This is a genomic window from Agathobaculum sp. (genome assembly GCF_022775115.1).
Lineage (GTDB): Bacteria > Bacillota > Clostridia > Oscillospirales > Butyricicoccaceae > Agathobaculum.
Genome location: NZ_JALFLA010000074.1, coordinates 1 through 22706, shown reverse-complemented (window position 1 = coordinate 22706; position 22706 = coordinate 1). Strand labels below are relative to the sequence as shown.

Genomic DNA, 22706 nt, shown 5'->3' with positions numbered 1-22706 from the left:
GGCTATCAAGACTTTCAACCCGACGACGCCCTCGCGCAGAAATATGACTGTGCTTTCCTACAAGGGCCTGTCCAAGGTGAAGCCCGAGAAGAGCCTTCTCGAAAAGGTCAAGAAGACCGCCGGCCGCAACAGCTATGGCCGCATCACCGTGCGCCACATCGGAGGCGGCAACAAGAAGAAGTACCGCATCATTGACTTCAAGCGTCAGAAGCTGGATATGCCGGCGACCGTGCTGACGCTCGAGTACGACCCCAACCGCTCGGCCAACATCGCGCTGGTGCAGTATGAGGACGGCGTAAAGGCCTATATCCTCGCGCCCGAGGGTCTTAAGATCGGCGACAAGGTCGTTTCCTCGGCCAATGCCGATATCAAGCCCGGTAACTGCCTGCCGGTGGCCAACATCCCGGTCGGTACGATGATCCACAACATCGAGCTGTACCCCGGCAAGGGCGCGCAGTTGGTGCGCTCGGCCGGCGTGGCCGCACAGCTGATGGCCAAGGAGAACGGCAAGGCGATGGTGCGCCTGCCCTCGGGCGAGCTGCGCTATATCCGCCTTGAGTGCAAGGCCAGCATCGGCGTCGTGGGCAATTCCGACCACTCCAACGTGCAGATCGGTAAGGCCGGCCGCAGCCGCCACATGGGCATCCGTCCGACCGTGCGCGGCTCTGTCATGAACCCGTGCGACCACCCGCACGGCGGCGGTGAGGGCAAGAGCCCGATCGGCCGTCCCTCGCCTGTTACCCCGTGGGGCAAGCCGGCGATGGGCTACAAGACCCGCAAGAAGAACCACCGGACCGACAAGCAGATCGTCCGCCGGCGCAACGGTAAGTGAGAAAGGAGTTAACGTAATATGGGCAGAAGTGTTAAGAAGGGCCCTTTTGTGGCTCCTGAGCTTATCAAAAGAGTCGTTGAGATGAACGAAAAAGGCGAGAAGAAGGTCCTTAAGACCTGGTCGCGCGCCTCTACCATCTTCCCGGAGTTCGTCGGCCACACCTTCGCGGTGCATGACGGCCGCAAGCACGTTCCGGTATATGTTACCGAGGACATGGTCGGTCACAAGCTGGGCGAGTTTGCTCCCACCCGTACCTATAAGGGACACGCGGGCAGCAAGACCTCCAATAACGGCAAGTAAGGGAGGAGTTAGAGGAACATGGAAGCAAGAGCAATTGTACGCAACGTGCGCATGACGCCGCGTAAGATCAAGCTGATCTGCGATCTGATCCGCGGCAAGGATGCGGGCGAGGCGATGGCCATTATCATGAACACCCCCAAGGCCGCCAGTGAGCCGATGGCAAAGCTGCTCAAGAGCGCGGTCGCCAATGCCGAGAACAACCACGGCATGAACACCGACAAGCTGTATGTTAAGGAAGTACACGTCGGTCCCGGCCCGATCATGAAGCGCGTCATGCCGCGCGCGCAGGGCCGTGCGTTCAGGATCTTCAAGAGAACCTCGCACATCACGCTGGTTCTGGGCGAGAAAGAATAAGGGAGGGTAATCAATGGGCCAGAAAGTAAATCCGAACGGTCTCCGTGTCGGTGTGATCAAGAATTGGGATTCCCGTTGGTTCGCCAAGGACGATGTGTTCGGCGACCTCCTCGTGGAAGACTACAACATCCGTAAGGAGCTGAAAAAGCGCCTGTATGACGCAGGCGTGCCGGCCATCGAGATCGAGCGCAAGAACGACGAGATCAAGATCATGATCCAGTGCGCGCGCCCGGGCATGGTCGTCGGCCGCGGCGGCGAGGATATCAAGAAGCTCGAGGAGGAGCTGACCCGCAAGTACAGCAAGAAGGTCAAGTGCTCGATCATCGAGATCAAGAATCCGGACACCAACGCCACGCTGGTGGCCGAGAATATCGCCGCGCAGCTGGAGAAGCGCATCGGCTTCCGCCGCGCGATGAAGCAGGCGATGGGCCGCGCGATGCGCATGGGCGCCAAGGGCATCAAGGTGTCCTGCGGCGGCCGTCTGGGCGGCGCGGAGATCGCCCGCACCGAGCACTATCACGAAGGCACCATCCCGCTGCAGACGCTGCGCGCGGATATCGACTATGGCTTTGCCGAGGCCGCGACCACCTATGGCCGCATCGGCGTAAAGGTATGGATCTACAAGGGTGAGGTACTCCACGGCGGCCCGCGTCTCGGCCGTTCGATCGAGGCGCCCAAGCCCGCTTTCGAGCGCCGTGAGCGCCGCGGCCGCGACGACCGCCGCGGTGGCCGCCGCGATTTTAACCGCGGCAGCGGCGAGCGCCGCGCGCCCCGTCAGGAAGGAGGCAACCGCTAATGCTGCTCCCCAAGAGAGTTAAATACCGTCGCGTGCACCGTGGCCGCCTGAAGGGCAAGGCCATGCGCGGCAATTTCGTTTCCAATGGTGAATTCGGCCTGCAGGCGACCGAGCCGTGCTGGATCACCTCCAACCAGATCGAGGCGGCCCGTATCGCCATGACCCGCTACACCAAGCGCGGCGGTAAGGTCTGGATCAAGATCTTCCCCGACAAGCCGGTAACCGAGAAGCCGGCCGAGACCCGCATGGGCTCCGGTAAGGGCTCGCCCGAGTATTGGGTAGCGGTCGTCAAGCCCGGCCGCGTGCTGTTTGAGATCGCCGGCGTTTCCGAGGAAGTCGCCCGCGAGGCGCTGCGTCTGGCCAGCCACAAGCTGCCGTGCAAGACCAAGTTCGTTGCCCGTGATACCAAGAATGGCGGTGAAGCATGATGAAGGCAACCGAGATCAGAGAGCTGACGGCTGAAGAGCTGACTGCAAAGCTCGGCGACCTGAAGAAGGACCTCTTCAACCTCCGTCTTCAGCTCGCTACCAATCAGCTGGAAAACACCAACAAGATCACCGAGGTCAAGCGCGACATTGCGCGCGTAGGCACCGTGCTCCGTGAGAAGCAGCTCGCGGATAAGGCGTAAGGGAGGGAAACGAATTGAGCGAAAGAGCATTACGCAAAACACGAGTGGGCAAGGTCGTTTCCGATAAGATGGACAAGACCATTGTCGTTGCGATCGAGGATCGCGTGCAGCATCCGCTGTATAAGAAGGTTATTCCGCACACCTACAAGCTGAAGGCGCACGATGAGAACAACGAATGCGGCATCGGCGACAAGGTGAAGGTGATGGAGACCCGCCCGCTGTCCAAGGATAAGCGCTGGCGTCTGGTCGAGATCATCGAGAAGGCTAAGTAAGGAGGAGAGCACATGGTTCAGCAGGAAACGTTTCTGCGCGCGGCCGACAACAGCGGCGCGAAGGAACTGAAGGTCATCCGTGTTCTCGGCGGCTCCTCGCGCAAGTACGGCAACATCGGCGACGTTGTTGTCTGCTCGGTGCGCAAGTGCACCCCCGGCGGCGGCGTGAAGAAGGGCGATGTGGTCAAGGCCGTGATCGTCCGCACCGTCAAGGGGCTGCGCCGCGCGGATGGCAGCTATATCCGCTTTGATGAGAACGCAGGCGTTATCATCCGTGAAGACAAAAACCCCCGCGGCACCCGCATCTTTGGGCCTGTCGCGCGTGAGCTGCGCGATAAGGACTATATGAAGATCCTGTCGCTTGCTCCCGAAGTACTGTAAGGAGGTCGCCAAGAAATGAATACTCTGCATGTAAAGAAGGGCGACACCGCAGTTGTTCTTTCCGGCAAGGAAAAGGGCAAGCGCGGCAAGATTTTGTCCGTTGACCCGAAGAAGGGCATGGTCGTGCTCGAAGGCATCAACATGGTCAAGTGCCACACTAAGCCGCGCCGTCAGGGCGAGACCGGCGGCATCATCGAGCGCGAGGGCGCGCTGCGCGCCTGCAAGGTGATGCGCGTTTGCCCGAAGTGCGACAAGCCGACCCGCCCGGCGCACAAGCTGCTGGAGAACGGCGCCAAGGCGACCGTTTGCAAGCACTGCGGCGAGACACTGTAAGAAGAGGAGGATGCAATCAATGGTTCCGAATATGAAAGCAAGGTATACCGCGGATGTTGCGCCTGCTCTGATGAAGAAGTTCCAGTACAAGAGCGTGATGCAGATTCCGACGATCGACAAGATCGTCATCAATGTCGGCTGCGGCAAGGAGGCCAACGGCAACGCCAAGGTCATCGAGTCGGTCGTGCGCGACATCACCCAGATCACCGGCCAGAAGCCAGTCGTTACCCACGCGAAGAAGTCGGTTGCGAACTTTAAGCTGCGCGAGGGTATGCCGGTCGGCGTCAAGGTCACGCTGCGCCGTGACCGTATGTGGGAGTTCCTCGACCGTCTGTTCAACGTGGCGCTGCCCCGTGTGCGCGACTTCCGCGGCATCAACGGCGACGCGTTCGACGGCCGCGGCAACTATGCCCTCGGCCTGAAGGAGCAGCTGATCTTCCCGGAGATCTCCTATGACCAGATCGACAAGATCCGCGGCATGGACATCGTCATCTGCACCACCGCAAACACCGACGAAGAAGCCAAAGAGCTGCTCACGCTGATGGGCGCTCCGTTTGCCAAGTAAGGAGGAGAAAACGTGGCTAAAAAATCTATGATCCTCAAGCAGCAGGCAAAGCCGAAGTTCTCCACCCGTGCTTACAACCGCTGCAAGATCTGTGGCCGTCCGCACGCTTACCTGCGCGATTTCGGCATCTGCCGTATTTGCTTCCGCGAGCTGGCCTATAAGGGTCAGATCCCGGGCGTGCGCAAGGCAAGCTGGTAAAAACGATCTATCCAAAAAGCGGGCGCGGTGCGCGCCCGCTTTTGAGGATTTGCTCGAAAGTGCACGGGAAATGGATTTTTATTGCGTTTTGACGGGAACAAAACACGTTCTTTTGAAAAAAATATGCACTTTGCAGCTTGTCATTACGCATAAAACCGTGCTATAATAAATCGATAGCCCGCTTTGCGGGCTTATCGGCTGTTCGGTTGAACAGCCGTCCCCCCCGGCCGCTGCCTGTGGAAAGGCCACAGACAGTGTAAAGAAAAGTGGGAGGCAAACAGGTCAATCGGGCGTCTGTCAAAACAGACGGACGCTTTTGGGGAACTGACCCACCCCCGATTGCTGCACTACCCCCAAACTTCTTGAAAAGGAGAGCATTTATGCAGATCACCGATCCCATTGCGGATATGCTGACCCGTATCCGCAACGCAGGCAATGCCCGTCATGCCAGCGTGGACGTACCCGCGTCCAAAATGAAAAAGGCAATCGCCCAGATCCTGCTTGACGAGGGCTATATCAAGTCCTATGAAGTCGTCGAGGGCAACACGCAGGGCATCATCCGCATCACGCTCAAGTATGTGGAGGGCCGCCAGAAGGCCATTACCGGCCTCAAGCGCGTATCCAAGCCCGGCCTGCGTGTATACGCCGGCGCGCAGGAGCTGCCCCGCGTGCTGCGCGGCCTTGGTATTGCCATCGTATCCACGTCGAGAGGCATCATGACCGACAAAAAGGCGCGCGAGCTGAATGTCGGCGGCGAAGTCCTCGCATTCGTATGGTAAGGGGAGGTATAGAATATGTCCAGAATTGGTAGAATGCCGATTGCCATCCCCGCCGGCGTCGAAGTGAAGATCGACGGCTGCGTGATAACGGTAAAGGGCGCCAAGGAGACCCTCACCCGTGAGATCCATCCGAATATGATCGTCAAGGTGGAAAATGGCGAGATCTTGGTCACCCGCCCGAACGACGATAAGCAGAACCGTGCGCTGCACGGCCTGACCCGCAGCCTGATCCACAACATGGTGGTCGGCGTTACCGAAGGCTTCAAGAAGGAGCTGGACGTGCAGGGCGTAGGCTACCGTGTGGCCAAGCAGGGCAAGGATCTGGTCATGAACCTCGGCTACTCGCATCAGGTAACGATGAGCGAGATCGAGGGCATCACCATCGAGGTGCCGAATCCCAACAAGATCATCATCTCCGGTCCTGACAAGCAGAAGGTCGGCCAGTTTGCGGCTGAAGTGCGTGAGAAGCGTCCGCCGGAGCCCTATAAGGGCAAGGGCATCCGCTACACGAACGAGTATGTCCGCCGCAAGGAAGGCAAGACCGGCGCGAAGAAGAAGTAAGGAAAGGAGAGGCGAATCAAAATGGTATCGAAGAAGGATTCCAACAAGGCGCGCCTGCAGCGCCACAAGCGCGTGCGCGCAAAGATCAGCGGCACCGCCGAGCGTCCGCGTCTCGACGTTTACCGCTCTGCCAAGAATATTTACGCACAGGTCATCGACGATGTCGCCGGTGTTACCTTAGTGTCCGCCTCGACTACCGAGAAGGACTTCACCGCATACGGCGGCAACAAGGAGGCGGCCAAGAAGGTCGGCCAGCTGGTTGCCGAGCGCTGCAAGGCCAAGGGTATTGAGATGGTCGTGTTTGACCGCGGCGGCTACCTGTACCACGGCCGCGTGAAGGAACTGGCCGAGGGCGCCCGCGAGGGCGGCCTGCAGTTTTAAGTCGGGAGGAGGTAAATCATGGCTAAGTTTGATAGAAACGATAAGCGCGAGGACGAGTTTTCCGAAAACGTCGTGGCGCTCAACCGCGTCGCCAAAACCGTTAAGGGCGGCCGTATCTTCAAGTTTGCGGCGCTGGTCGTCGTGGGCGACGGCAAGGGCACGGTCGGCTTCGGTCTGGGCAAGGCCTCCGAAGTGCCGGACGCTATCCGCAAGGGCATAGAGGACGCCAAGAAGAACCTCGTCAAGATTTCGCTCAAGGGCACGACCATCCCGCACGAGGTCATTGGTGAGTTCGGCGCGGGCCGCGTGCTGCTCAAGCCCGCCGCTCCCGGTACCGGCGTGATCGCCGGCGGCGCGGTGCGCGCGGTGGTCGAGGCTGCCGGCATCAAGGACATCCGTACCAAGTGCCTGCGCTCGAACAATCCGCAGAACGTCGTTACCGCGACGATGGAGGGCCTCAAGAGCCTGCGCGACGCTGCTCAGGTGGCGGCGATTCGCGGCAAAGCCGTTGAAGAACTGTAAGAAAGGGGTAACTCACAATGGCTAACATGAAGATTACCCTGAAAAAGAGCCTGGTCGGCCGCTTGGACAAGCACATTGCGACCGCGCACTCTTTGGGGCTTAAGAAGATCAATGACGTAACCGTTCAGCCGGACAACGCGCAGACGCGCGGCAAGGTAAAGCAGATCGGTTATCTGCTCGAAGTTGTAGAGGAGGCGTAACCCATGAAGCTGCATGAATTAACGCCCGCCGCAGGCGCCACCAAGCCGGCTTACCGCAAGGGCCGCGGCGCCGGTTCCGGCAATGGCAAGACCGCGGGCCGCGGCCACAAGGGTCAGTGGGCCCGTTCGGGCGGCGGCGTTCGCCCGGGCTTTGAAGGCGGCCAGATGCCTCTGGCGCGCCGCCTGCCGAAGCGTGGTTTCAACAACATTTTCGGCACCACCTACGCACCGGTCAATGTCTCCGTGCTGGAGAAGTTTGACGACGGCGCCGAGGTCACCGCAGAGACCCTGCGCGAGGCCGGCATCGTCAAGAATGCTCTTGACGGCATCAAGATCCTTGGCAACGGCACGTTGACCAAGAAGCTGACGGTCAAGGCCGCCGCCTTCTCGGCTTCCGCGAAGGAGAAGATCGAAGCCGCAGGCGGAAAGGCTGAGGTGATTTAAGGTGTTTCAAACCCTTAAAAGCGCCTGGCATATGCCCGAGCTGCGTAAGAAGATCCTGTATACGCTGTTTATCCTGCTGATCTTCCGCTTCGGCTCGTGCATCCCTGTTCCGTTTATCAACACAGAGCTGCTCGCACAGTTCTTCCAGAACGCGACTGTGGGCGGCTCGATGCTCGGCTATCTGGATATGCTGACCGGCGGTGGTCTATCCACCGCGACTATCTTCGCCATGTCCATCACGCCGTATATCAACGCATCTATTATCTTGCAGCTGCTGACCGTGGCCATCCCCGCGCTTGAGCGCATGGTCAAGGAAGGCGGCGAGGAAGGCCGCAAGAAGATCGCCTCGTGGACGCGCTATCTGGCGGTCGTCCTCGGTCTTGTGCAAGGCTTCTCCTATTATGCGCTGCTGCGCAACGGCTATCAGGTGAGCATGCTGTCGACCGACAGCCCGCTGGCCATGGCCGTTATCGTGCTGACCTTTACCGCGGGCACGGCGGTCATCATGTGGCTGGGTGAGCATATCACCCAGAACGGCATTGGCAACGGCATCTCGATCATCCTGTTCGCGGGCATCGTCTCCCGCGGGCCGACGCTGATAAAGACTATCGTCAATCTGGCCAAGTCGGGTGGCTCGGGCATTGTCTCGGCTGTGCTGATGGTCATCATCGGCATTGCGATTGTGGTGTTTATCGTGTTCATGTCCAACGCGGAGCGCCGCATCCCGGTGCAGTATGCCAAGCGCGTGGTCGGCCGCAAGATGTACGGCGGCCAGTCCACCCACCTGCCGATCAAGGTCAACGCTTCCGGCGTTATGCCGATCATCTTCGCCTCGTCCCTGCTTTCGCTGCCCCAGACCATCTCGATGTTCTGGACGCCGGAGACCGGGACGGTCGGCTGGCACATCCTCAACCTGTTCTCGCAGAGCAACCCCTTCTATATTGTAGTGTATGGGCTGTTGATCCTTGCGTTTGCGTATTTTTATGCGTCCATCCAGTTTAACCCGATCGAGATCGCCAATAACCTGAAGAAGAACGGCGGCTTTATTCCGGGCTTCCGCCCGGGCAAGCCGACCTCGGACTTCATCAGCAAGGCGCTCGGCAAGGTCACCTTTGTCGGCGCGGTGTTCCTCGGCGTGGTGGCTATTCTGCCGCTGATTGTTGGCGCGATCTCCCCGAACCTGTCCAATGTGGCGCTGGGCGGCACATCGGTCATCATCGTGGTTGGCGTTGCGCTGGACACTGTCAAGCAGATGGAAGCGCAGATGATGATGCGACATCACAAGGGTTTCTTGGAATGATTTCAGGAGGCGACAATCAATGAATCTGATTCTACTTGGTGCTCCGGGTGCCGGTAAGGGCACACTATCCGCATATTTGATTGAAAAAATGGGTGTGCCGAGCGTATCGACCGGCAATATCCTGCGTGAGGCGATCGCAAACAACACTCCCCTCGGCCAGCAGGCCAAGGAGTTTATGGATGCAGGCAAGCTGGTGCCCGACCAGCTTGTCATCGACATGCTGCGTGAGCGCATCGCGCAGGACGACTGCAAGAACGGTTTCATTCTCGATGGTTTTCCGCGCACCATCCCGCAGGCCGAGGAGCTGGATAAGATCGCGTCCATCGACTGCGCGCTTGCCCTTGAGGTGCCCGATGAGATCATCGAGGGCCGCATGACCGGCCGCCGCGTCTGTGCCAAGTGCGGCGCGACCTTCCACGTTTCGACCAATCCCCCCAAGGCCGAGGGCGTGTGTGATGCGTGCGGCGGCGAGCTGCAGCTGCGCAAGGACGACAAGCCCGATGTGGTCAAGCACCGCTTGGAGGTCTACCATGAGCAGACCGAGCCGCTCAAGGCGTACTACGAGGCGCAGGGCAAGCTCAAATGCATGGACGGCACCAAGGGTATTGGCGAGACTGCGGAGCTGGCCGTCAAGGCGCTTGGCCTGTAAACCATGATTCATTTGAAATCCGAGCAAGAGCTCGAACGGATGCGTCTGGCCTGCCGCATTACCGCCTTGGCGCGTAAGGCGGCGGCAGACGCCGTTCGACCCGGCGTTACGACGGGCGAGATAGACCGGATTGTCCGCAAAACGATAGAGGATATGGGGGCGCGTCCCTCATTCCTTGGTTACGGCGGCTTTCCCGGCAGCGCCTGTGTGTCGATCAACGACGAGGTCATCCACGGCATCCCCTCGGAGACGCGCGTGATCAAGGAGGGCGATATTGTCAAGGTAGACGTCGGCGCGTATATCGACGGCTACCACGGCGACTGCGCCTGCACGATCGCGTGCGGCGAGGTGCCCGAGGAGGCCCGGCGGTTGATCGAAGTGACCCGGCAGAGCTTCTATGAAGGTATCCGATTTGCCCGCGAGGGCAACCGCGTTTCCGATATCTCCGCGGCCGTGCAGGCCTATGTGGAGGAAAACGGCTTTTCGGTGGTGCGCGCCTACGTCGGCCACGGCGTGGGGGAAAGGCTCCACGAATCGCCCGAGGTGCCGAATTTCGGCCGCCCGGGACATGGCCTTCGCCTGCAGCGCGGTATGACGCTCGCAGTGGAACCCATGGTCAACGCGGGTGTGTATGACATCAAGGTCCTGCCGGACGGCTGGACCGTCAAGACCAAGGACGGCAAGCTGTCCGCCCACTATGAGAACACCATCGCCATCACAGATGGCGAGCCTGAGATCATGACCAATATCGACGGCGAGGTGCTTTGATGGTGGAGTCACACGCAGCCGACATCGTGCTGTCGCTGGCCGGCAGAGACCGGGGTCAGCTGATGCTGGCCGTTGCCGAGGAGGGGGACTTCCTTCTGCTGGCAAACGGCCGCGCGCGGCGCGCCGAGCGCCCCAAGCGCAAGCGCCGCAAACATGTCAGCCGTCAGGGCGCGTGCGATGCGCGCACCCGGCAGAAGCTGCTGCAAAACGGCAGGCTGACCAACAGCGACATCCGCAAGGCTCTCGCCCTCTGGACAGGGGACGAGGAGGCAAATTGACCGAGGAGGGCAACACACAACAATGGCAAAAGATGATGTAATCGAGCTGGAAGGTACCGTCATAGAGGCGCTGCCTAACGCAATGTTTCAGGTCGAGCTACCCAACGGCCATAAGATTCTGGCACATATCTCGGGCAAGCTCCGCATGAACTTTATCCGCATTCTTCCCGGCGACAAGGTCACCGTTCAGATGTCGCCCTACGACCTGACCCGCGGTCGCATCACTTGGCGAAGCAAGTGAAAAGCGGGCGGAGGCGCGCAAGTGGCCTACGCGCCAGCGGTCGCCGGCACGAGCCGGTGTCCCATCCCACCAATAAATTTTGATGGAGGTAAAATGTCATGAAGGTAAGACCGTCTGTTAAGCCGATCTGTGAGAAGTGCAAGATCATCCGCCGCAAGGGCAAGGTCATGATCATCTGCACCAACCCGAAGCACAAGCAGAAGCAAGGCTAATCCCCTAACGGGGTATAGGGGGCTGCAAAAGGTCCCCTATATACGAAAACAGGCTTTCAGGAAGCCTGCTTTCGATACCCGAACGACGGCGCACAATGCACCTGCGTCGAGGGATGAAACGAACAGGCAAAGCCTGCTCGTTTTATTGCAATCGCATCGTGATTGCCTAATGAAGCCGCGCCGGAGGCGCGGACAGTTGGACAGAGTGAACACGACAAGCATGTGCGTCAGCACAGCGCTGCAGGGGCGGAGGCGGCTCCTATACTGTGTTTGCAAACACGCCTCAGTGTAAACAAATCGGAGGTTTTAGTAAATATGGCACGTATTGCCGGTGTTGACCTTCCCCGCGAGAAGCGCGTGGAGATCGGCCTGACCTACGTTTTCGGCATTGGCCGCAAAACGTCCAACGAAATTCTGAAAAAGACCGGTATCAATCCCGATACCCGCGTCAAGGATCTGACCGAGGAAGAAGCCGCCAAGCTGCGTGAGATCATCGAGCGCGACTATAACGTCGAGGGTGACCTGCGCCGTGAGATCGGACTGAATATCAAGCGTCTGGTGGAGATCGGCTGCTACCGCGGCCTGCGCCACCGCCGCGGACTGCCTGTGCGCGGCCAGCGCACCAAGACCAACGCGCGCACCCGCAAGGGCCCGAAGAAGACCATTGCGAACAAGAAGAAGTAAGGAGGGGAACGTATAAATGGCTAAGGTACAGCAGAAGAAGGGCGCGACCCGCACGCGCCGCCGTGAACGCAAGAATATCGAGAAGGGCGCGGCGCATATCCGTTCCTCCTTTAACAACACCATCGTTACCATCACCGACCTGAACGGCAACGCGATCTCGTGGGCATCGGCCGGCGAGATGGGCTTCCGTGGTTCCCGTAAGTCGACTCCCTATGCCGCGCAGACCGCGGCGGAGACCGCTGCCGCCGCCGCGATGGAGAACGGCCTGAAGACGGTCGAGGTCTATGTAAAGGGACCCGGCTCGGGCCGTGAGGCTGCGATCCGCGCGCTGCAGGCCGCCGGTCTCGAGGTCACTATGATCAAGGACGTGACCCCGATCCCGCACAACGGCTGCCGCCCGCCCAAGAGAAGAAGAGTCTAACAGAGGAGGAACCGATCAATGGCTAAGAATACACAGCCCGTACTCAAGCGCTGCAAGACGCTTGGTCTTTCCCCCGCGGTGCTTGGTTACTCCAAGTCCACCAAGCGCCAGCCCAAGCAGTCCCGCCGCAAGCAGTCCGAGTACGGTATGCAGCTGGCTGAGAAGCAGAAGGTAAAATTCATCTACGGCGTGCTCGAGAAGCAGTTCCACGCCTACTACGAGAGGGCCGAGCGCAAGCAGGGCATCACGGGTGAGATCCTGCTGCAGGAGCTGGAGCGCCGTCTGGATAATGTGGTGTTCCGCATGGGCTTTGCCAACACCCGCCGTGAGGCGCGCCAGCTGGTAAACCACGCGCACTTCACCGTAAACGGCCACCGCGTCAACATCCCGTCCTTTCAGGTAAAGCCGGGCGATGTGATCGCTGTTCGTGAGAAGTCCCGTTCGACCGCGAAGTTCAAGTCCCTGCTGGAGGAGAACGGCAAGAAGGCTTGCCCCAAGTGGATCGACAAGGCCAAGGATTCGTTCGAGGGCAAGATCGTTGCGATGCCCGCGCGCGATGACATCGACTACGATGTTGCCGAGCACCTCATCGTCGAGTTGTACTCGAAATAATAGACCCTCGCTTTTGGAACAGGCGGGGCGTCTGCTCGGTCTGTTCCGTTTCAGTTTCCAACCAACGTGAAGGAGGGCACCCCATGATCGAAATCGAAAAGCCGCGTATTGACTGCGAACAGCTCGCTGAGGACGGCTCCTACGGCAAATTCGTTATTGAGCCTCTGGAGCGCGGATACGGCACTACGCTTGGCAACTCCCTGCGCCGCATTTTGCTTTCCTCGCTGCCGGGCACGGCTGCGTCGAGCATCAAGATCGCCGGCGTGCAGCATGAGTTCTCCACCATCCCGGGCGTCAAAGAGGACGTGACCGAGATCGTGCTGAACATCAAGGGCATCATTGCAAAGCTGCACTGCGACGGCCCCAAGACGGTCTATATCGAGGCCGCCGGCGAGGGAGAGGTCAAGGCGGGGGATATCCATGCCGACGGCGAGGTCGAGATACTCAATCCCGACATGCACATCGCCACGCTGATGAGCGATGCGCGCCTGTCTATGGAGATCACGCTGACTTCCGGCCGCGGCTATGTCCCGGCGGAGAAGAACAAGCAGCATCAGGCCTCCATTGGCGTCATTCCGGTGGATTCGATCTACACGCCGGTCTACAAGGTCAACTACACGGTGGAAAACACCCGTGTGCGCGACCTGACCGATTATGATAAGCTCACGCTTGAGGTTTGGACCGACGGTACCATCACCGCGCGGGACGCTGTCTCGCTCGGCGCGAAGGTGCTGCGCGACCACCTTGATCTGTTCGTCGACCTGTCCGAGGAGATCGGCTCGAAGTCCACCGTTGTTGAAAAAGCCGAAGCACAGCACGATAAGGTGCTTGAGATGACCATTGAGGAGCTGGACTTCTCGGTGCGTTCGTTCAATTGCCTCAAGCGCGCGGGCATCAACACGGTAGAGGACCTGATCAACACCTCCGAGGAAGATATGATGAAGGTGCGCAACCTCGGCCGCAAGTCGCTCGAGGAGGTCATCGGCAAGCTGGAGGCCATGGGTCTCAGTCTTGCGAAATCCGACGAATAAGAATTGATCCGAAACCGCGGCGGCACGAATGCCGCGCCGCCGCTTGTTGTTTGAAATTGGAGGTACACACGAATGGCTAACAATCGCAAGCTCGGCCGTCCTACCGATCACCGTATGGCGATGCTGCGCGCGATGGTGACCTACCTGCTTGAAAACGGCAGAGTGGAGACCACCGTTGCCCGCGCGAAGGAAGTCGGCCCGCTGACCGAGAAGATGATCACCCTTGGCAAGAAGAACACCCTCGCGTCCCGCCGTCAGGCAATGGCCTTTATCACGAAGGAGTCTGTCGTTGCCAAGCTGTTCTCTGAGATCGCGTCCGAGTATGCCACCCGCAACGGCGGCTATACCCGCATCATCAAGACCGGCCCGCGCCGCGGCGACGCCGCCGAAATGGCGATCATCGAGCTGGTCAAGTAAGACAGCGCGCCTGCCTGTCAGATGGAACGACCGAAAAAGGTTATCCAGTAGTGTGCTTACTGGATAACCTTTTTATTTGCGCGCCGCACCGGCGGCTGGGATATTTTTTTCACAAAACCTATTGCATTGGGGCGGAAAAGGTGATATACTGCTATTGTTAAGTAAGAAAAGTAACCGTAAGGAGTGGCGACAGCCACTCCTTACGCTTTGCTTAGAGCATTTTCTAAAAGGAGGGACGGCTTTGCAGGCAAAGCAGATCATCGCCCGGGTGGAGGAGCTGGTGCGGCCGCTGTGCGCGGCGGCAGGCGTTTCCCTGTGGGACGTGGAATTTGGAAAGGAAGGCGGCCAGTATATGCTGACCGTCACCGTTGACCATCCAGAGGGCGTCAGCATCGACCAGTGCGAACAGGTCTCGCGCGCGCTCGACCCCATGCTCGATGAAAAGGAGTTTGACGATATGCCGTCCTATACGCTGTGCGTATCGTCGGCGGGGCTGTCGCGGCGGCTGGCGCGTCCGGAGCATTTCGCGGCGTTTATCGGGCACACGGTCGAAGTGGGCTTTTACAAGCCGGTGGACGGCGCAAAGCAGGTCGAGGGCACGCTCGTCAGCTACGACGACGGCCGCGTCACGCTCGAGCGCGGCGGGCAGCAAACCATTTACGAACCCAAGGACATTGCCGCAGTCAGACTCGCGGTAGAGATTTAAGGAGCTGAGCTGGAAAAATGGTGAACGCAGAATTTTTTGCAGCACTCGAGATGCTGGAAAAGGAAAAGGGGATCCCGGTCGAGTATATGCTCGACCGCGTCGGACAGGCGCTCATTACCGCCTATAAGCGCGAAAACGACGGCATGACGGACAATGTATTCGTCGAACCCGACCGCGAGAAAAAGACCATCAAGATGTATGTGCGCAAAACGGTCGTGCGCGCCGAGGATCTCTACGAGCCATATGAGGAGATCACGCTTGAGGAGGCCGCGGAGTACAAAAAAAATCCCATGGTGGGCGATATCATCGACATCGACATACCGACCAAGTCCTTTGGCCGCATCGCGGCGCAGACGGCCAAGCAGGTCATCATCCAAGGCATCCGCGAGGCCGAGCGCGGCATGGTCATTTCGGAGTTTGAGAGCAAGGAGCATGAGATACTGACCGGCGTGCTCTCCCGCATCGACCCGCGCTCGGGCAACGCCTATCTCGATGTGGTATCCGGCGGCGAAAAGAGCGAGGCCGTGCTGGCCGTGTCCGAGCAGGTGCGCGGTGAGGTGTTGACCGAGGGACAGCATCTGAAAGTCTATCTGATCGAGGTGCGGCGCGGCACGCGCGGGCCGCAGGTCGTTGTTTCCCGCACGCATCCCGGGCTGGTCAAGCGCCTGTTTGAGCTGGAGGTGCCGGAAATACACTCGGGCGTGGTCGAGGTTAAGAGCATCGCGCGCGAGGCCGGCAACCGCACAAAGATCGCCGTCATGTCCAACGATGAAAACGTTGACCCGATCGGCGCGTGCGTCGGCACACGCGGCGCGCGTGTGACCAGCATCACCAAGGAGCTGAGCGGCGAGAAGATCGACATCATCAAATGGTCGGACGATACCGCGCAGTTTGTCTCGGCCGCACTCGCACCGGCCGATGTGATCTCGGCCACCGTGCAGGCCGACGGCAAGAGCTGCCGCGTCATCGTGCCGGACGATCAGCTGTCGCTCGCCATCGGCAAGGAGGGGCAGAACGCCCGGCTGGCCGCCAAGCTGACCGGCTGTAAGATCGACATCGCGCCCGCCTCGCAGCAGGGCGAATAACCGAGCGGAGGTGCGGCGGAATGGTACAGAAGAAGATACCCATGCGGCAATGCCTCGGCTGCCGCGAGCGGTTTGCCAAGCGTGAGCTGATCCGCGTCGTCCGCTCGCCCGAGGGTGAGCTGTCGCTTGACTTCAAGGGCAAGGCGCCCGGCCGCGGCGCGTACCTGTGCGGCAAACCGGAATGCCTGCAAAAAGCGCGCAAAAGCCGCGCGATCAGCCGTGCGCTCGAGGTCGAGGTGCCGGAAAGCGTGTATGACGCGCTCGAGCGGCAGATGGAGGACGCGCATGGCAAATGATCCCGTCCTCGGCCTGATCGGCCTGATGCGGCGCGCGGGCAAGCTGGCCTACGGAGACGAGCTGGTGCGCGAGATGTGCCAGTCCGGCAAGGCAAGGTGTGTGTTCACCGCTGCGGACGCGGGTGCGAGCACAGCCAAAAAAGCCGCGCAGTACGCGCAGAAGGCGGGCGTCCCCTGCGTGACGCTGCCGCAGGGCAAGGAGGCGCTGGGCGCGGCCATCGGCCGCAGCGGCTGCGCGCTGTGCGCCTCGAGTGAGATCGGCATGGCGGCGGCGGCGGTCGGCAGGCTGGCCGCGGGCGATGCCAGCTACGCGGCGGCGGCCGCGCAGCTGGCCGACAAGAACGCGCGTATCCAAGCGCGCAAAGGGAAGAAGAAACGCAAAACCGCAGGCCCCGGAAGGGCCGCAAGCGGCGCAGATATATCCAGTCCAAAGAAATGAAAACGGAGGTAAGCGCCAATGGCAATTGAGAATAAGTATCGCGTGCACGAGGTCGCCAAGGACTTGGGCACATCCACCAAGGAGATCACCGAGATCCTGACCCGGTACTGCTCGGCTCCCAAAAATCATATGCAGGTGCTGGGCGACAAGGAGCTGAGCGTCATCTTTTCGTATATGACCCAGCAGCATCAGGTAGAGGACATTGAGCAGACGCTGAATGCCCAGATGGCCGCGCGTCAGCCTGCCGCGCAGCCGGCAGCGGCGGCTTCCGCCGCACCCGCGCAGGCCGCGGCGGGTCCGGCGGAGAAGAAGGAGGGCGGGCAGAGCGCGCCGTCCAAGGTAAAGCAGGTGCACCGCATCGACACCCGCGGTACGGGCGATGTAAACCTCGCCAAGTATGACGATCATGTGGATTCGCTCGTGACCGAAAAGGCCGAGCGGATGCAGTCCACCAGCCAGAAAAAGCAGAAGCTGACCAAAAAGGCCGACCAGCGCGCCAAGCCCTTCGGCAACAAGCGCCGGCAGGAGGAGCAGGAGAAGATGAAGCGCCTGCAGCGCCAGCAGCAGATGGCGGCGCTCAAGAAGATCCCGGTCAAGGTGATGATCCCGGACGAGATCTCGGTCGGTGAGCTGGCCAGCCGCATGAAGCGCACCGCGGCCGACGTCATCAAGGGGCTGATTAAGCTGGGCGTGATGGCCTCCATCTCGGAGATCATCGACTATGAGACTGCGGCCATCGTGGCCGAGGAGATGGGCTGCAAGGTCGAAAAGGAAGTCCACATCACCATCGAGGAGCAGCTCTTTGACGAGCGCGAGGACAAGGCGGAGGAGCTGCAGCCGCGCGACCCGGTCGTGGTGGTCATGGGTCACGTTGACCACGGTAAGACCTCGCTGCTCGACGCCATCCGTAAAACCAAGGTGACCGAGGGCGAGGCCGGCGGCATCACGCAGCACATCGGCGCGTACCGCGTGGCGATCGACGGCAAGCCGATCACCTTCCTCGATACCCCGGGTCACGCCGCCTTTACCTCGATGCGCGCGCGCGGCGCACAGGTGACCGACATTGCGATTTTGGTCGTCGCGGCGGACGACGGCGTGATGCCGCAGACCATTGAGGCGATCAACCACGCCAAGGCCGCAGGCGTGCCGATCATCGTCGCGGTCAACAAGATCGACAAGGAGGGTGCAAACCCGGATCGGGTGCTCCAGCAGCTGACCGAATATGAGATCGTGCCCGAGGAATGGGGCGGCGAGACCATCGTGTGCAATATCTCGGCCAAGTTTGGGCAGGGTATCGAAAACCTGCTTGAAATGGTGCTGCTGACCGCCGAGGTGGCCGATCTGAAGGCCAACCCCAACCGCAAGGCGCGCGGTACGGTCATCGAGGCCAAGCTGGACAAGGGACGCGGCCCGGTGGCGACGCTGCTGGTGCAGAACGGCACGCTGCACACGGGTGATACGGTCATCGCGGGTACGGCGGTCGGCCGTGTGCGCGCTATGACTGACGACGACGGCCGCAAGATCCAGTCGGCAGGCCCGTCCGTGCCGGTCGAGATCATCGGTCTGGCCGAGGTGCCGGGCGCGGGCGACATCTTCGACGCGGTCGACGATGAGAAGATGGCGCGTGAGCTGGTCGAGCAGCGCAAACACAAGGAAAAGGAAGCGCGCAACAAGCAGATGCACAAGGTAACGCTCGACAACCTGTTCGCCTCCATCCAGGAGGGCGAGATGAAAGAGCTGAACATCATCGTCAAGGCCGATGTGCAAGGCTCGGTCGAGGCGATCCGCTCCTCGCTCGAAAAGCTCTCCAACGACGAGGTGCGTGTCAAGGTCATCCACGGTGCGGTCGGCGCGATCAACGAGTCGGATGTCATGCTGGCCTCGGCTTCGGGCGCGATCATCGTCGGCTTCAACGTCCGTCCTGACCGCACGGCAACCGATTCCGCCGCACAGCAGGGCGTGGATATGCGCATGTACCGCATCATCTACGACGCGATAGAGGAAATGGAGCAGGCCATGAAGGGCATGCTCGAGCCGAAGTTCAAGGAGGTCGTGCTGGGCCATGCCGAGGTGCGGCAGGTGTTCAAGATCACGGGCGCGGGCGCGGTCGCGGGCTGTTATGTGCAGGATGGCGTTATTCGCCGCAACGCCGAGGTGCGCGTTGTGCGCGACGGCATCGTGTTCCACGAGGGGCATCTCAACACGCTCAAGCGCTTCAAGGACGATGTGAAGGAAGTCGCTTCCGGGTATGAATGCGGCATGAGCATCGAAAACTATAACGACATCAAGGAGCAGGATATCATCGAGTGCTTCGTGATGGAGGAAGTAAAGCCGTAACGTTTCGTTTGAAAGCGCGCTTTCAAACGAGGGTGCTGTGTCGTGTAGGACACGGACACAGCACAGGCAGAAAAGCTCCGCACTTGTGCAAAAAGCCACGCGCGTGTCGCGGCTTTTTGCGCCTCTGCATGGCGGAAGCGATGAAAGCTCATCCATCCGAGGCAAAGCCCCGGATGGATGAAATTTGACAAACGGCTGCGCCGTTTGTACTGGTATACCCATCCTCAACGAAGGAGGAAGCAATATGTCTACACGAATCGACCGTATTTCCGAGGAGGTCATGAAGGCGCTGGCCGATGCCATCCGCTTGGTCAAGGATCCGCGTGTGCAGGGCGCGATGGTCTCGGTCATCCGCTGCGAGGTGACAAACGATCTGCGCTATGCCAAGTGCTATGTTTCCGTACTGGGCAGCGCGCAGCAGGCTGGAGAGGTCATGAAGGGACTGAAATCGGCCGCGGGCTGGCTGCGGCGCGAGGTCGGCCATAGGGTGCAGCTGCGTTATGCGCCCGAGCTGGTGTTTGAGCTGGATAACTCGATCACGCACGGCGCGCATATCTCGGAAATGCTGCATGAGCTGAAAAGCGAGGGCAAGCTCGGAGGGGAGGAGAGCCAATGACAGTGGATATCGGGGGCGCCGCCGCCGCGCTGCAAGCGGCGGACGATGTCCTCATCCTCACCCACCGCCGCCCGGATGGCGACACCACGGGCTGCGCGGGCGCGCTGTGCCGCGGCCTGCGCCAGCTGGGCAAAACGGCCTATATCCTGCCCAACGCCGAGGTCACCAAGCGCTACGCGCCAATGATAACAGAGTGTTATCCGCCGAAAGATTTCTCCCCGCAGTATATCATAACGACCGATATCGCGGAGGAGAAGCTCTTTACGGATAACGCAGAGGAATATAAAGGCCGGGTCGATCTGGTGATCGACCACCACCGCTCGAACATAGGCTACGGCCGGCAGAATCTCATCCAGACCGGCGCGGGCGGCTGTGCCGAGGTGGTGTACGACGTGCTGGCGGCGCTCGGCGTGCGGCTGACGCAGGACATTGCCGGGTGCGTTTACGTCGGCCTGTCGACCGATACAGGCTGCTTTAAGTTCTCCAACACGACCGCGCACAGCCACGAGGTCGCTGCGGCTTGCCTGGCGGCGGGTATCGACGGGGGCGAGATCAACCGCGCGCTGTTTGAGACAAAGTCGCGCCCGCGCTTTGAGATGGAGCGCATCCTGTTCGACACGATGGAGTTTCTGCACAGCGGCAGGATCGCGCTGGCCGTGCTGCGCCGCGCGGATATCGACCGCACAGGCGCGGATATGGACGATTTGGACTCAATCGCCTCGCTGACGCGCCAGATCGAGGGCGTACAGGTCGGTCTGACACTGACCGAAAACAAGGACGGCACGACCAAGCTGTCCGTGCGCACGACCAAGGAGGTCGACGCTTCGGCCATCTGCCGGAAATTCGGCGGCGGCGGGCATCTGCGCGCCGCTGGCGCCACCCTTGGCGCAGAGCTGACGACCGCGCAGGCCCGCGAAGCCGTCATCCGGGCGGCAGAGGAGGTTTATGAGCAGAGCGGTATCTGAGCTTTCGGGCATTCTGCTGATGGACAAGCCGCAGGGCTTTACCTCGCACGATGTGGTGGCCAAATTGCGCGGCATTCTGCACACCAAGCGCATCGGCCACGGCGGCACGCTCGACCCGCTGGCCACCGGCGTGCTGCCCGTGTTCATCGGCGGGGCGACCCGCGCGGCCGACTTTGCCGCCGCGCAGGATAAGGCGTACATCGCGGGCTTTACCCTTGGGTACAGCACGGACACGCAGGACACGACCGGCCAAACGCTCGGCAGCAGCGGACGGTCTGCCGCGCGCGGCGCGGTCGAGCAGGCGCTCGGGCGCTTTGCAGGCGCGCAGCGCCAGCTGCCGCCGATGTATTCGGCGGTCAAGGTGGACGGGCGCAAGCTGTATGAGCTGGCCCGCAAGGGCAGGGAGGTCGAGCGCCCCGCGCGCGACATCACCGTGCACGAGATCGCGCTGCTCGATTTTGACGAGGACGCGCAAAAGGGCACGCTGCGTCTGGTGGTCAGCAAGGGCACCTATGTGCGCACCCTCATCAACGATTTGGGCGAGGCGCTCGGCACGCTGGCCGTCATGCACAGCTTGGTGCGCACGCGGGCGGGTGCGTATACGCTCGACCGGTGCCACACGCTGGAGCAGGTCGAGCGCGCGGCGCAGGAGGAGACGGTGCGGCAGCTCTTGCTGCCGGTGGACGGCCTGTTTGCCGCCCATCCCGCCGTCACGCTGACCGATGAGGGCATGGCGCGCGCGGCGCGCGGCGCGGTCGTCTTCCCGCGCATGGCCGCGGATATGCCCGCGGACGAGGGCGCGCTGTGCCGCGTGTACCACCGGGGCGCGTTTGTCATGCTCGGTCAGGTGCGCGCGCTCGAAATCGGCGGGCTGGGGCTGTTCGTTTATAAAAATTTTCGATAAAACCGTGCCCGGGCGGCGCTGTATGCCGCTGCGGGCAAAGCAACAGGGGGCTTCCCATGGAAAGATATAAAAATCCCCGTGCGATCGCGCTCGGGTATTTTGACGGTGTACACCTTGGCCACCGGGCGCTGATGCGGAAGGCGGTCGAGCGCGCGCGCCAGCTCGGGGGTACAAGCGCGGTGTTTACATTTGATGTGCACCCGGATTCGGTGGTGCTGGGGCGGCAGGTGCCGCTCATCACAGCCAATGCCTACCGCCGTGAGGAGATCAAAAAGCTGGGCGGCGTGGACGAGGTCATTTTCGGCCATTTTGACGAGCGGATGCAGCATATGGACTGGCGCGATTTCATCCACCATATGCTCATTGAGCAGTTCGGCGCGGCGTGGATTGTTTCGGGGCGCAACAACCGCTTCGGCTACAAGGGTCTGGGCAACGCCGAGGGGCTGGCGGCCGAATGCGAAAAGGCCGGCATCGGCTATGACTGCATCGAGGACGTTAAGGTGGACGGCATCGTGGTCTCGTCGACCTACATCCGGCAGTTGATCTCGCAGGGCGATATGGAGGGCGCGGCGCGCTTTCTCGGCCACCCGTACACGGTGAGCGGGGTGGTCGAGCACGGCCGCCGGGTAGGCACGAGCGTGCTCGGCGTGCCGACCGTCAACCTGCGCCTGCCGGGCGAGATGGCGCTGCCGCCCTACGGCGTATACGCTGCGCGTGTACAGGTCGAGGGCAGAAGCTACATCGCGGCGACCAACATCGGCATCCGGCCGACCTTTGTCGACAGCGGCGCGCCGACCATCGAGCCGCACCTGCTCGATTACGCGGGCGACCTGTACGGCAAGCTGATCCATGTTGAGCTGTACAAGTTCCTGCGGCCGGAGATGCGCTTTGAATCGGTCGAAGCGCTCAAAGAGGCGATCGGGCAGAACGTGCGCGAGACGCGCGCGTACTTTGCAGGGCAGAAGTGAAGAAAAAGCGCGTACCGGGGCGGTACGCGCTTCAGCCTGTCGAGAAACCCGGCCTTGTATTAAGCGGCAGCCGGGTTTTCGGCATATATTGGGTCTGTCCCAAATTTTGTGTAAACACTGCCGGGCAGTGCAAAATAGAGCCAAAATAATTTAAGGCGGGAGCGGCGCCAGCTGCTGATGCCTTGTCTACAAAATAACAGCAGTCTGCGGGCATGTCAAGTGCGGAGGCGT

General features: G+C 60.8%; 38 protein-coding genes. 37 read left to right on the top strand and 1 reads right to left on the bottom strand.

The genetic code is table 11. From position 1 onward, the window contains the following. From rplB to ribF, 37 genes are all read left to right on the top strand, one after another. Window positions 1-832, top strand: an 832-nt coding sequence (gene rplB / locus MR935_RS09215) for a 50S ribosomal protein L2 (protein ID WP_290572942.1), incomplete at its 5' end; no start/stop codon positions are given. 18 nt (window positions 833-850) lie between these two features. Further along, window positions 851-1132 carry a 30S ribosomal protein S19 gene (rpsS, locus tag MR935_RS09210; RefSeq protein ID WP_054326968.1) on the top strand — a complete coding sequence of 94 codons (282 nt, stop codon included), beginning with the start codon at window positions 851-853 and terminating at the stop codon, window positions 1130-1132. A gap of 18 nt (window positions 1133-1150) precedes the next feature. Continuing rightward, window positions 1151-1486: a 50S ribosomal protein L22 gene (rplV, locus tag MR935_RS09205; protein WP_290572941.1), complete on the top strand. Its 336-nt coding sequence runs from the start codon at window positions 1151-1153 to the stop codon at window positions 1484-1486. 13 nt (window positions 1487-1499) lie between these two features. After that, window positions 1500-2282 (top strand): 30S ribosomal protein S3, encoded by a 783-nt coding sequence (gene rpsC, locus MR935_RS09200; RefSeq protein ID WP_290572940.1) that lies wholly within the window; start codon window positions 1500-1502, stop codon window positions 2280-2282. Next, entirely contained in the window at window positions 2282-2710 is a 429-nt protein-coding gene (gene rplP / locus MR935_RS09195) for a 50S ribosomal protein L16 (protein ID WP_290572939.1), read from the top strand. Before rpsC ends, rplP begins: the two co-directional genes overlap by 1 nt. After that, window positions 2710-2910, top strand: coding sequence for a 50S ribosomal protein L29 (gene rpmC, locus MR935_RS09190; RefSeq protein ID WP_290572943.1), 201 nt, complete (start codon window positions 2710-2712; stop codon window positions 2908-2910). The genes rplP and rpmC overlap by 1 nt, the downstream gene beginning before the upstream one ends. 14 nt (window positions 2911-2924) lie before the next feature. Next, complete coding sequence (gene rpsQ / locus MR935_RS09185; protein WP_290572938.1) at window positions 2925-3182, top strand: 30S ribosomal protein S17; 258 nt, start codon at window positions 2925-2927, stop codon at window positions 3180-3182. Between the two features lie 12 nt (window positions 3183-3194). Next, window positions 3195-3563, top strand: coding sequence for a 50S ribosomal protein L14 (rplN, locus tag MR935_RS09180; protein ID WP_290572937.1), 369 nt, complete (start codon window positions 3195-3197; stop codon window positions 3561-3563). 15 nt (window positions 3564-3578) lie between these two features. Then, window positions 3579-3896, top strand: coding sequence for a 50S ribosomal protein L24 (rplX, locus tag MR935_RS09175; RefSeq protein WP_290572936.1), 318 nt, complete (start codon window positions 3579-3581; stop codon window positions 3894-3896). Window positions 3897-3915: 19 nt separating this feature from the next. Next, window positions 3916-4461 carry a 50S ribosomal protein L5 gene (gene rplE / locus MR935_RS09170; RefSeq protein ID WP_290572935.1) on the top strand — a complete coding sequence of 182 codons (546 nt, stop codon included), beginning with the start codon at window positions 3916-3918 and terminating at the stop codon, window positions 4459-4461. A 12-nt stretch (window positions 4462-4473) separates the two neighbouring features. Continuing rightward, window positions 4474-4659 (top strand): type Z 30S ribosomal protein S14, encoded by a 186-nt coding sequence (locus MR935_RS09165; RefSeq protein ID WP_031475639.1) that lies wholly within the window; start codon window positions 4474-4476, stop codon window positions 4657-4659. A gap of 380 nt (window positions 4660-5039) precedes the next feature. Next, window positions 5040-5438, top strand: coding sequence for a 30S ribosomal protein S8 (gene rpsH, locus MR935_RS09160; protein WP_290572934.1), 399 nt, complete (start codon window positions 5040-5042; stop codon window positions 5436-5438). Window positions 5439-5453: 15 nt separating this feature from the next. Further along, window positions 5454-5999 carry a 50S ribosomal protein L6 gene (gene rplF, locus MR935_RS09155; RefSeq protein ID WP_290572933.1) on the top strand — a complete coding sequence of 182 codons (546 nt, stop codon included), beginning with the start codon at window positions 5454-5456 and terminating at the stop codon, window positions 5997-5999. Between the two features lie 21 nt (window positions 6000-6020). After that, complete coding sequence (gene rplR / locus MR935_RS09150) at window positions 6021-6380, top strand: 50S ribosomal protein L18 (protein ID WP_290572932.1); 360 nt, start codon at window positions 6021-6023, stop codon at window positions 6378-6380. An 18-nt stretch (window positions 6381-6398) separates the two neighbouring features. Beyond that, on the top strand, window positions 6399-6902 hold the full coding sequence (gene rpsE, locus MR935_RS09145; protein WP_290572931.1) for a 30S ribosomal protein S5: 504 nt from the start codon (window positions 6399-6401) through the stop codon (window positions 6900-6902). Window positions 6903-6919: 17 nt separating this feature from the next. Continuing rightward, a complete protein-coding gene (gene rpmD / locus MR935_RS09140) occupies window positions 6920-7102 on the top strand; it encodes a 50S ribosomal protein L30 (protein ID WP_031472218.1) in 183 nt (60 codons plus the stop codon). A gap of 3 nt (window positions 7103-7105) precedes the next feature. After that, the gene (gene rplO, locus MR935_RS09135) at window positions 7106-7546 is read left to right on the top strand and encodes a 50S ribosomal protein L15 (RefSeq protein WP_290572928.1); all 441 of its coding nucleotides are present in this window, start codon (window positions 7106-7108) and stop codon (window positions 7544-7546) included. A gap of 1 nt (window position 7547) precedes the next feature. Continuing rightward, a complete protein-coding gene (gene secY, locus MR935_RS09130; RefSeq protein WP_290572926.1) occupies window positions 7548-8846 on the top strand; it encodes a preprotein translocase subunit SecY in 1299 nt (432 codons plus the stop codon). Between the two features lie 19 nt (window positions 8847-8865). Continuing rightward, entirely contained in the window at window positions 8866-9495 is a 630-nt protein-coding gene (locus MR935_RS09125; RefSeq protein WP_290572924.1) for an adenylate kinase, read from the top strand. A 3-nt stretch (window positions 9496-9498) separates the two neighbouring features. Continuing rightward, on the top strand, window positions 9499-10263 hold the full coding sequence (map, locus tag MR935_RS09120; protein ID WP_290572922.1) for a type I methionyl aminopeptidase: 765 nt from the start codon (window positions 9499-9501) through the stop codon (window positions 10261-10263). After that, entirely contained in the window at window positions 10263-10541 is a 279-nt protein-coding gene (locus tag MR935_RS09115; protein ID WP_290572920.1) for a KOW domain-containing RNA-binding protein, read from the top strand. Before map ends, MR935_RS09115 begins: the two co-directional genes overlap by 1 nt. Before the next feature lie 22 nt (window positions 10542-10563). Then, on the top strand, window positions 10564-10782 hold the full coding sequence (gene infA, locus MR935_RS09110) for a translation initiation factor IF-1 (RefSeq protein WP_016148769.1): 219 nt from the start codon (window positions 10564-10566) through the stop codon (window positions 10780-10782). A gap of 98 nt (window positions 10783-10880) precedes the next feature. Then, on the top strand, window positions 10881-10994 hold the full coding sequence (gene rpmJ / locus MR935_RS09105; RefSeq protein ID WP_290572915.1) for a 50S ribosomal protein L36: 114 nt from the start codon (window positions 10881-10883) through the stop codon (window positions 10992-10994). Between the two features lie 315 nt (window positions 10995-11309). Continuing rightward, a complete protein-coding gene (gene rpsM, locus MR935_RS09100) occupies window positions 11310-11678 on the top strand; it encodes a 30S ribosomal protein S13 (protein ID WP_290572913.1) in 369 nt (122 codons plus the stop codon). Between the two features lie 16 nt (window positions 11679-11694). Then, window positions 11695-12099, top strand: a complete 405-nt coding sequence (gene rpsK / locus MR935_RS09095; protein WP_290572911.1) for a 30S ribosomal protein S11 — start codon at window positions 11695-11697, stop codon at window positions 12097-12099. Between the two features lie 18 nt (window positions 12100-12117). Continuing rightward, the gene (rpsD, locus tag MR935_RS09090) at window positions 12118-12711 is read left to right on the top strand and encodes a 30S ribosomal protein S4 (RefSeq protein ID WP_290572909.1); all 594 of its coding nucleotides are present in this window, start codon (window positions 12118-12120) and stop codon (window positions 12709-12711) included. Window positions 12712-12794: 83 nt separating this feature from the next. Beyond that, complete coding sequence (locus tag MR935_RS09085) at window positions 12795-13742, top strand: DNA-directed RNA polymerase subunit alpha (RefSeq protein ID WP_290572907.1); 948 nt, start codon at window positions 12795-12797, stop codon at window positions 13740-13742. A 72-nt stretch (window positions 13743-13814) separates the two neighbouring features. Next, window positions 13815-14159 (top strand): 50S ribosomal protein L17, encoded by a 345-nt coding sequence (gene rplQ, locus MR935_RS09080; RefSeq protein WP_290572905.1) that lies wholly within the window; start codon window positions 13815-13817, stop codon window positions 14157-14159. Between the two features lie 241 nt (window positions 14160-14400). Continuing rightward, a complete protein-coding gene (gene rimP / locus MR935_RS09075) occupies window positions 14401-14865 on the top strand; it encodes a ribosome maturation factor RimP (RefSeq protein ID WP_290572904.1) in 465 nt (154 codons plus the stop codon). A 17-nt stretch (window positions 14866-14882) separates the two neighbouring features. Beyond that, a complete protein-coding gene (gene nusA / locus MR935_RS09070) occupies window positions 14883-15950 on the top strand; it encodes a transcription termination factor NusA (RefSeq protein WP_290572903.1) in 1068 nt (355 codons plus the stop codon). Between the two features lie 20 nt (window positions 15951-15970). Next, window positions 15971-16246 carry an RNase P modulator RnpM gene (gene rnpM / locus MR935_RS09065; protein ID WP_290572902.1) on the top strand — a complete coding sequence of 92 codons (276 nt, stop codon included), beginning with the start codon at window positions 15971-15973 and terminating at the stop codon, window positions 16244-16246. Then, complete coding sequence (locus MR935_RS09060; RefSeq protein WP_290572901.1) at window positions 16236-16685, top strand: L7Ae/L30e/S12e/Gadd45 family ribosomal protein; 450 nt, start codon at window positions 16236-16238, stop codon at window positions 16683-16685. The genes rnpM and MR935_RS09060 overlap by 11 nt, the downstream gene beginning before the upstream one ends. An 18-nt stretch (window positions 16686-16703) precedes the next feature. After that, window positions 16704-19022: a translation initiation factor IF-2 gene (infB, locus tag MR935_RS09055; RefSeq protein ID WP_290572899.1), complete on the top strand. Its 2319-nt coding sequence runs from the start codon at window positions 16704-16706 to the stop codon at window positions 19020-19022. A 244-nt stretch (window positions 19023-19266) separates the two neighbouring features. Then, window positions 19267-19638 (top strand): 30S ribosome-binding factor RbfA, encoded by a 372-nt coding sequence (gene rbfA / locus MR935_RS09050; RefSeq protein ID WP_290572897.1) that lies wholly within the window; start codon window positions 19267-19269, stop codon window positions 19636-19638. Continuing rightward, window positions 19635-20603, top strand: a complete 969-nt coding sequence (locus tag MR935_RS09045; protein ID WP_290572895.1) for a DHH family phosphoesterase — start codon at window positions 19635-19637, stop codon at window positions 20601-20603. Before rbfA ends, MR935_RS09045 begins: the two co-directional genes overlap by 4 nt. After that, on the top strand, window positions 20584-21507 hold the full coding sequence (gene truB / locus MR935_RS09040; RefSeq protein WP_290572893.1) for a tRNA pseudouridine(55) synthase TruB: 924 nt from the start codon (window positions 20584-20586) through the stop codon (window positions 21505-21507). The genes MR935_RS09045 and truB overlap by 20 nt, the downstream gene beginning before the upstream one ends. 56 nt (window positions 21508-21563) lie before the next feature. After that, window positions 21564-22475: a riboflavin biosynthesis protein RibF gene (gene ribF, locus MR935_RS09035; protein ID WP_290572891.1), complete on the top strand. Its 912-nt coding sequence runs from the start codon at window positions 21564-21566 to the stop codon at window positions 22473-22475. A gap of 31 nt (window positions 22476-22506) precedes the next feature. On the opposite strand, the gene MR935_RS09030 is transcribed toward ribF, so the two are convergent. Then, window positions 22507-22706 (bottom strand): hypothetical protein (locus tag MR935_RS09030; RefSeq protein WP_290572890.1); only part of this gene is annotated, 200 nt, incomplete at its 5' end.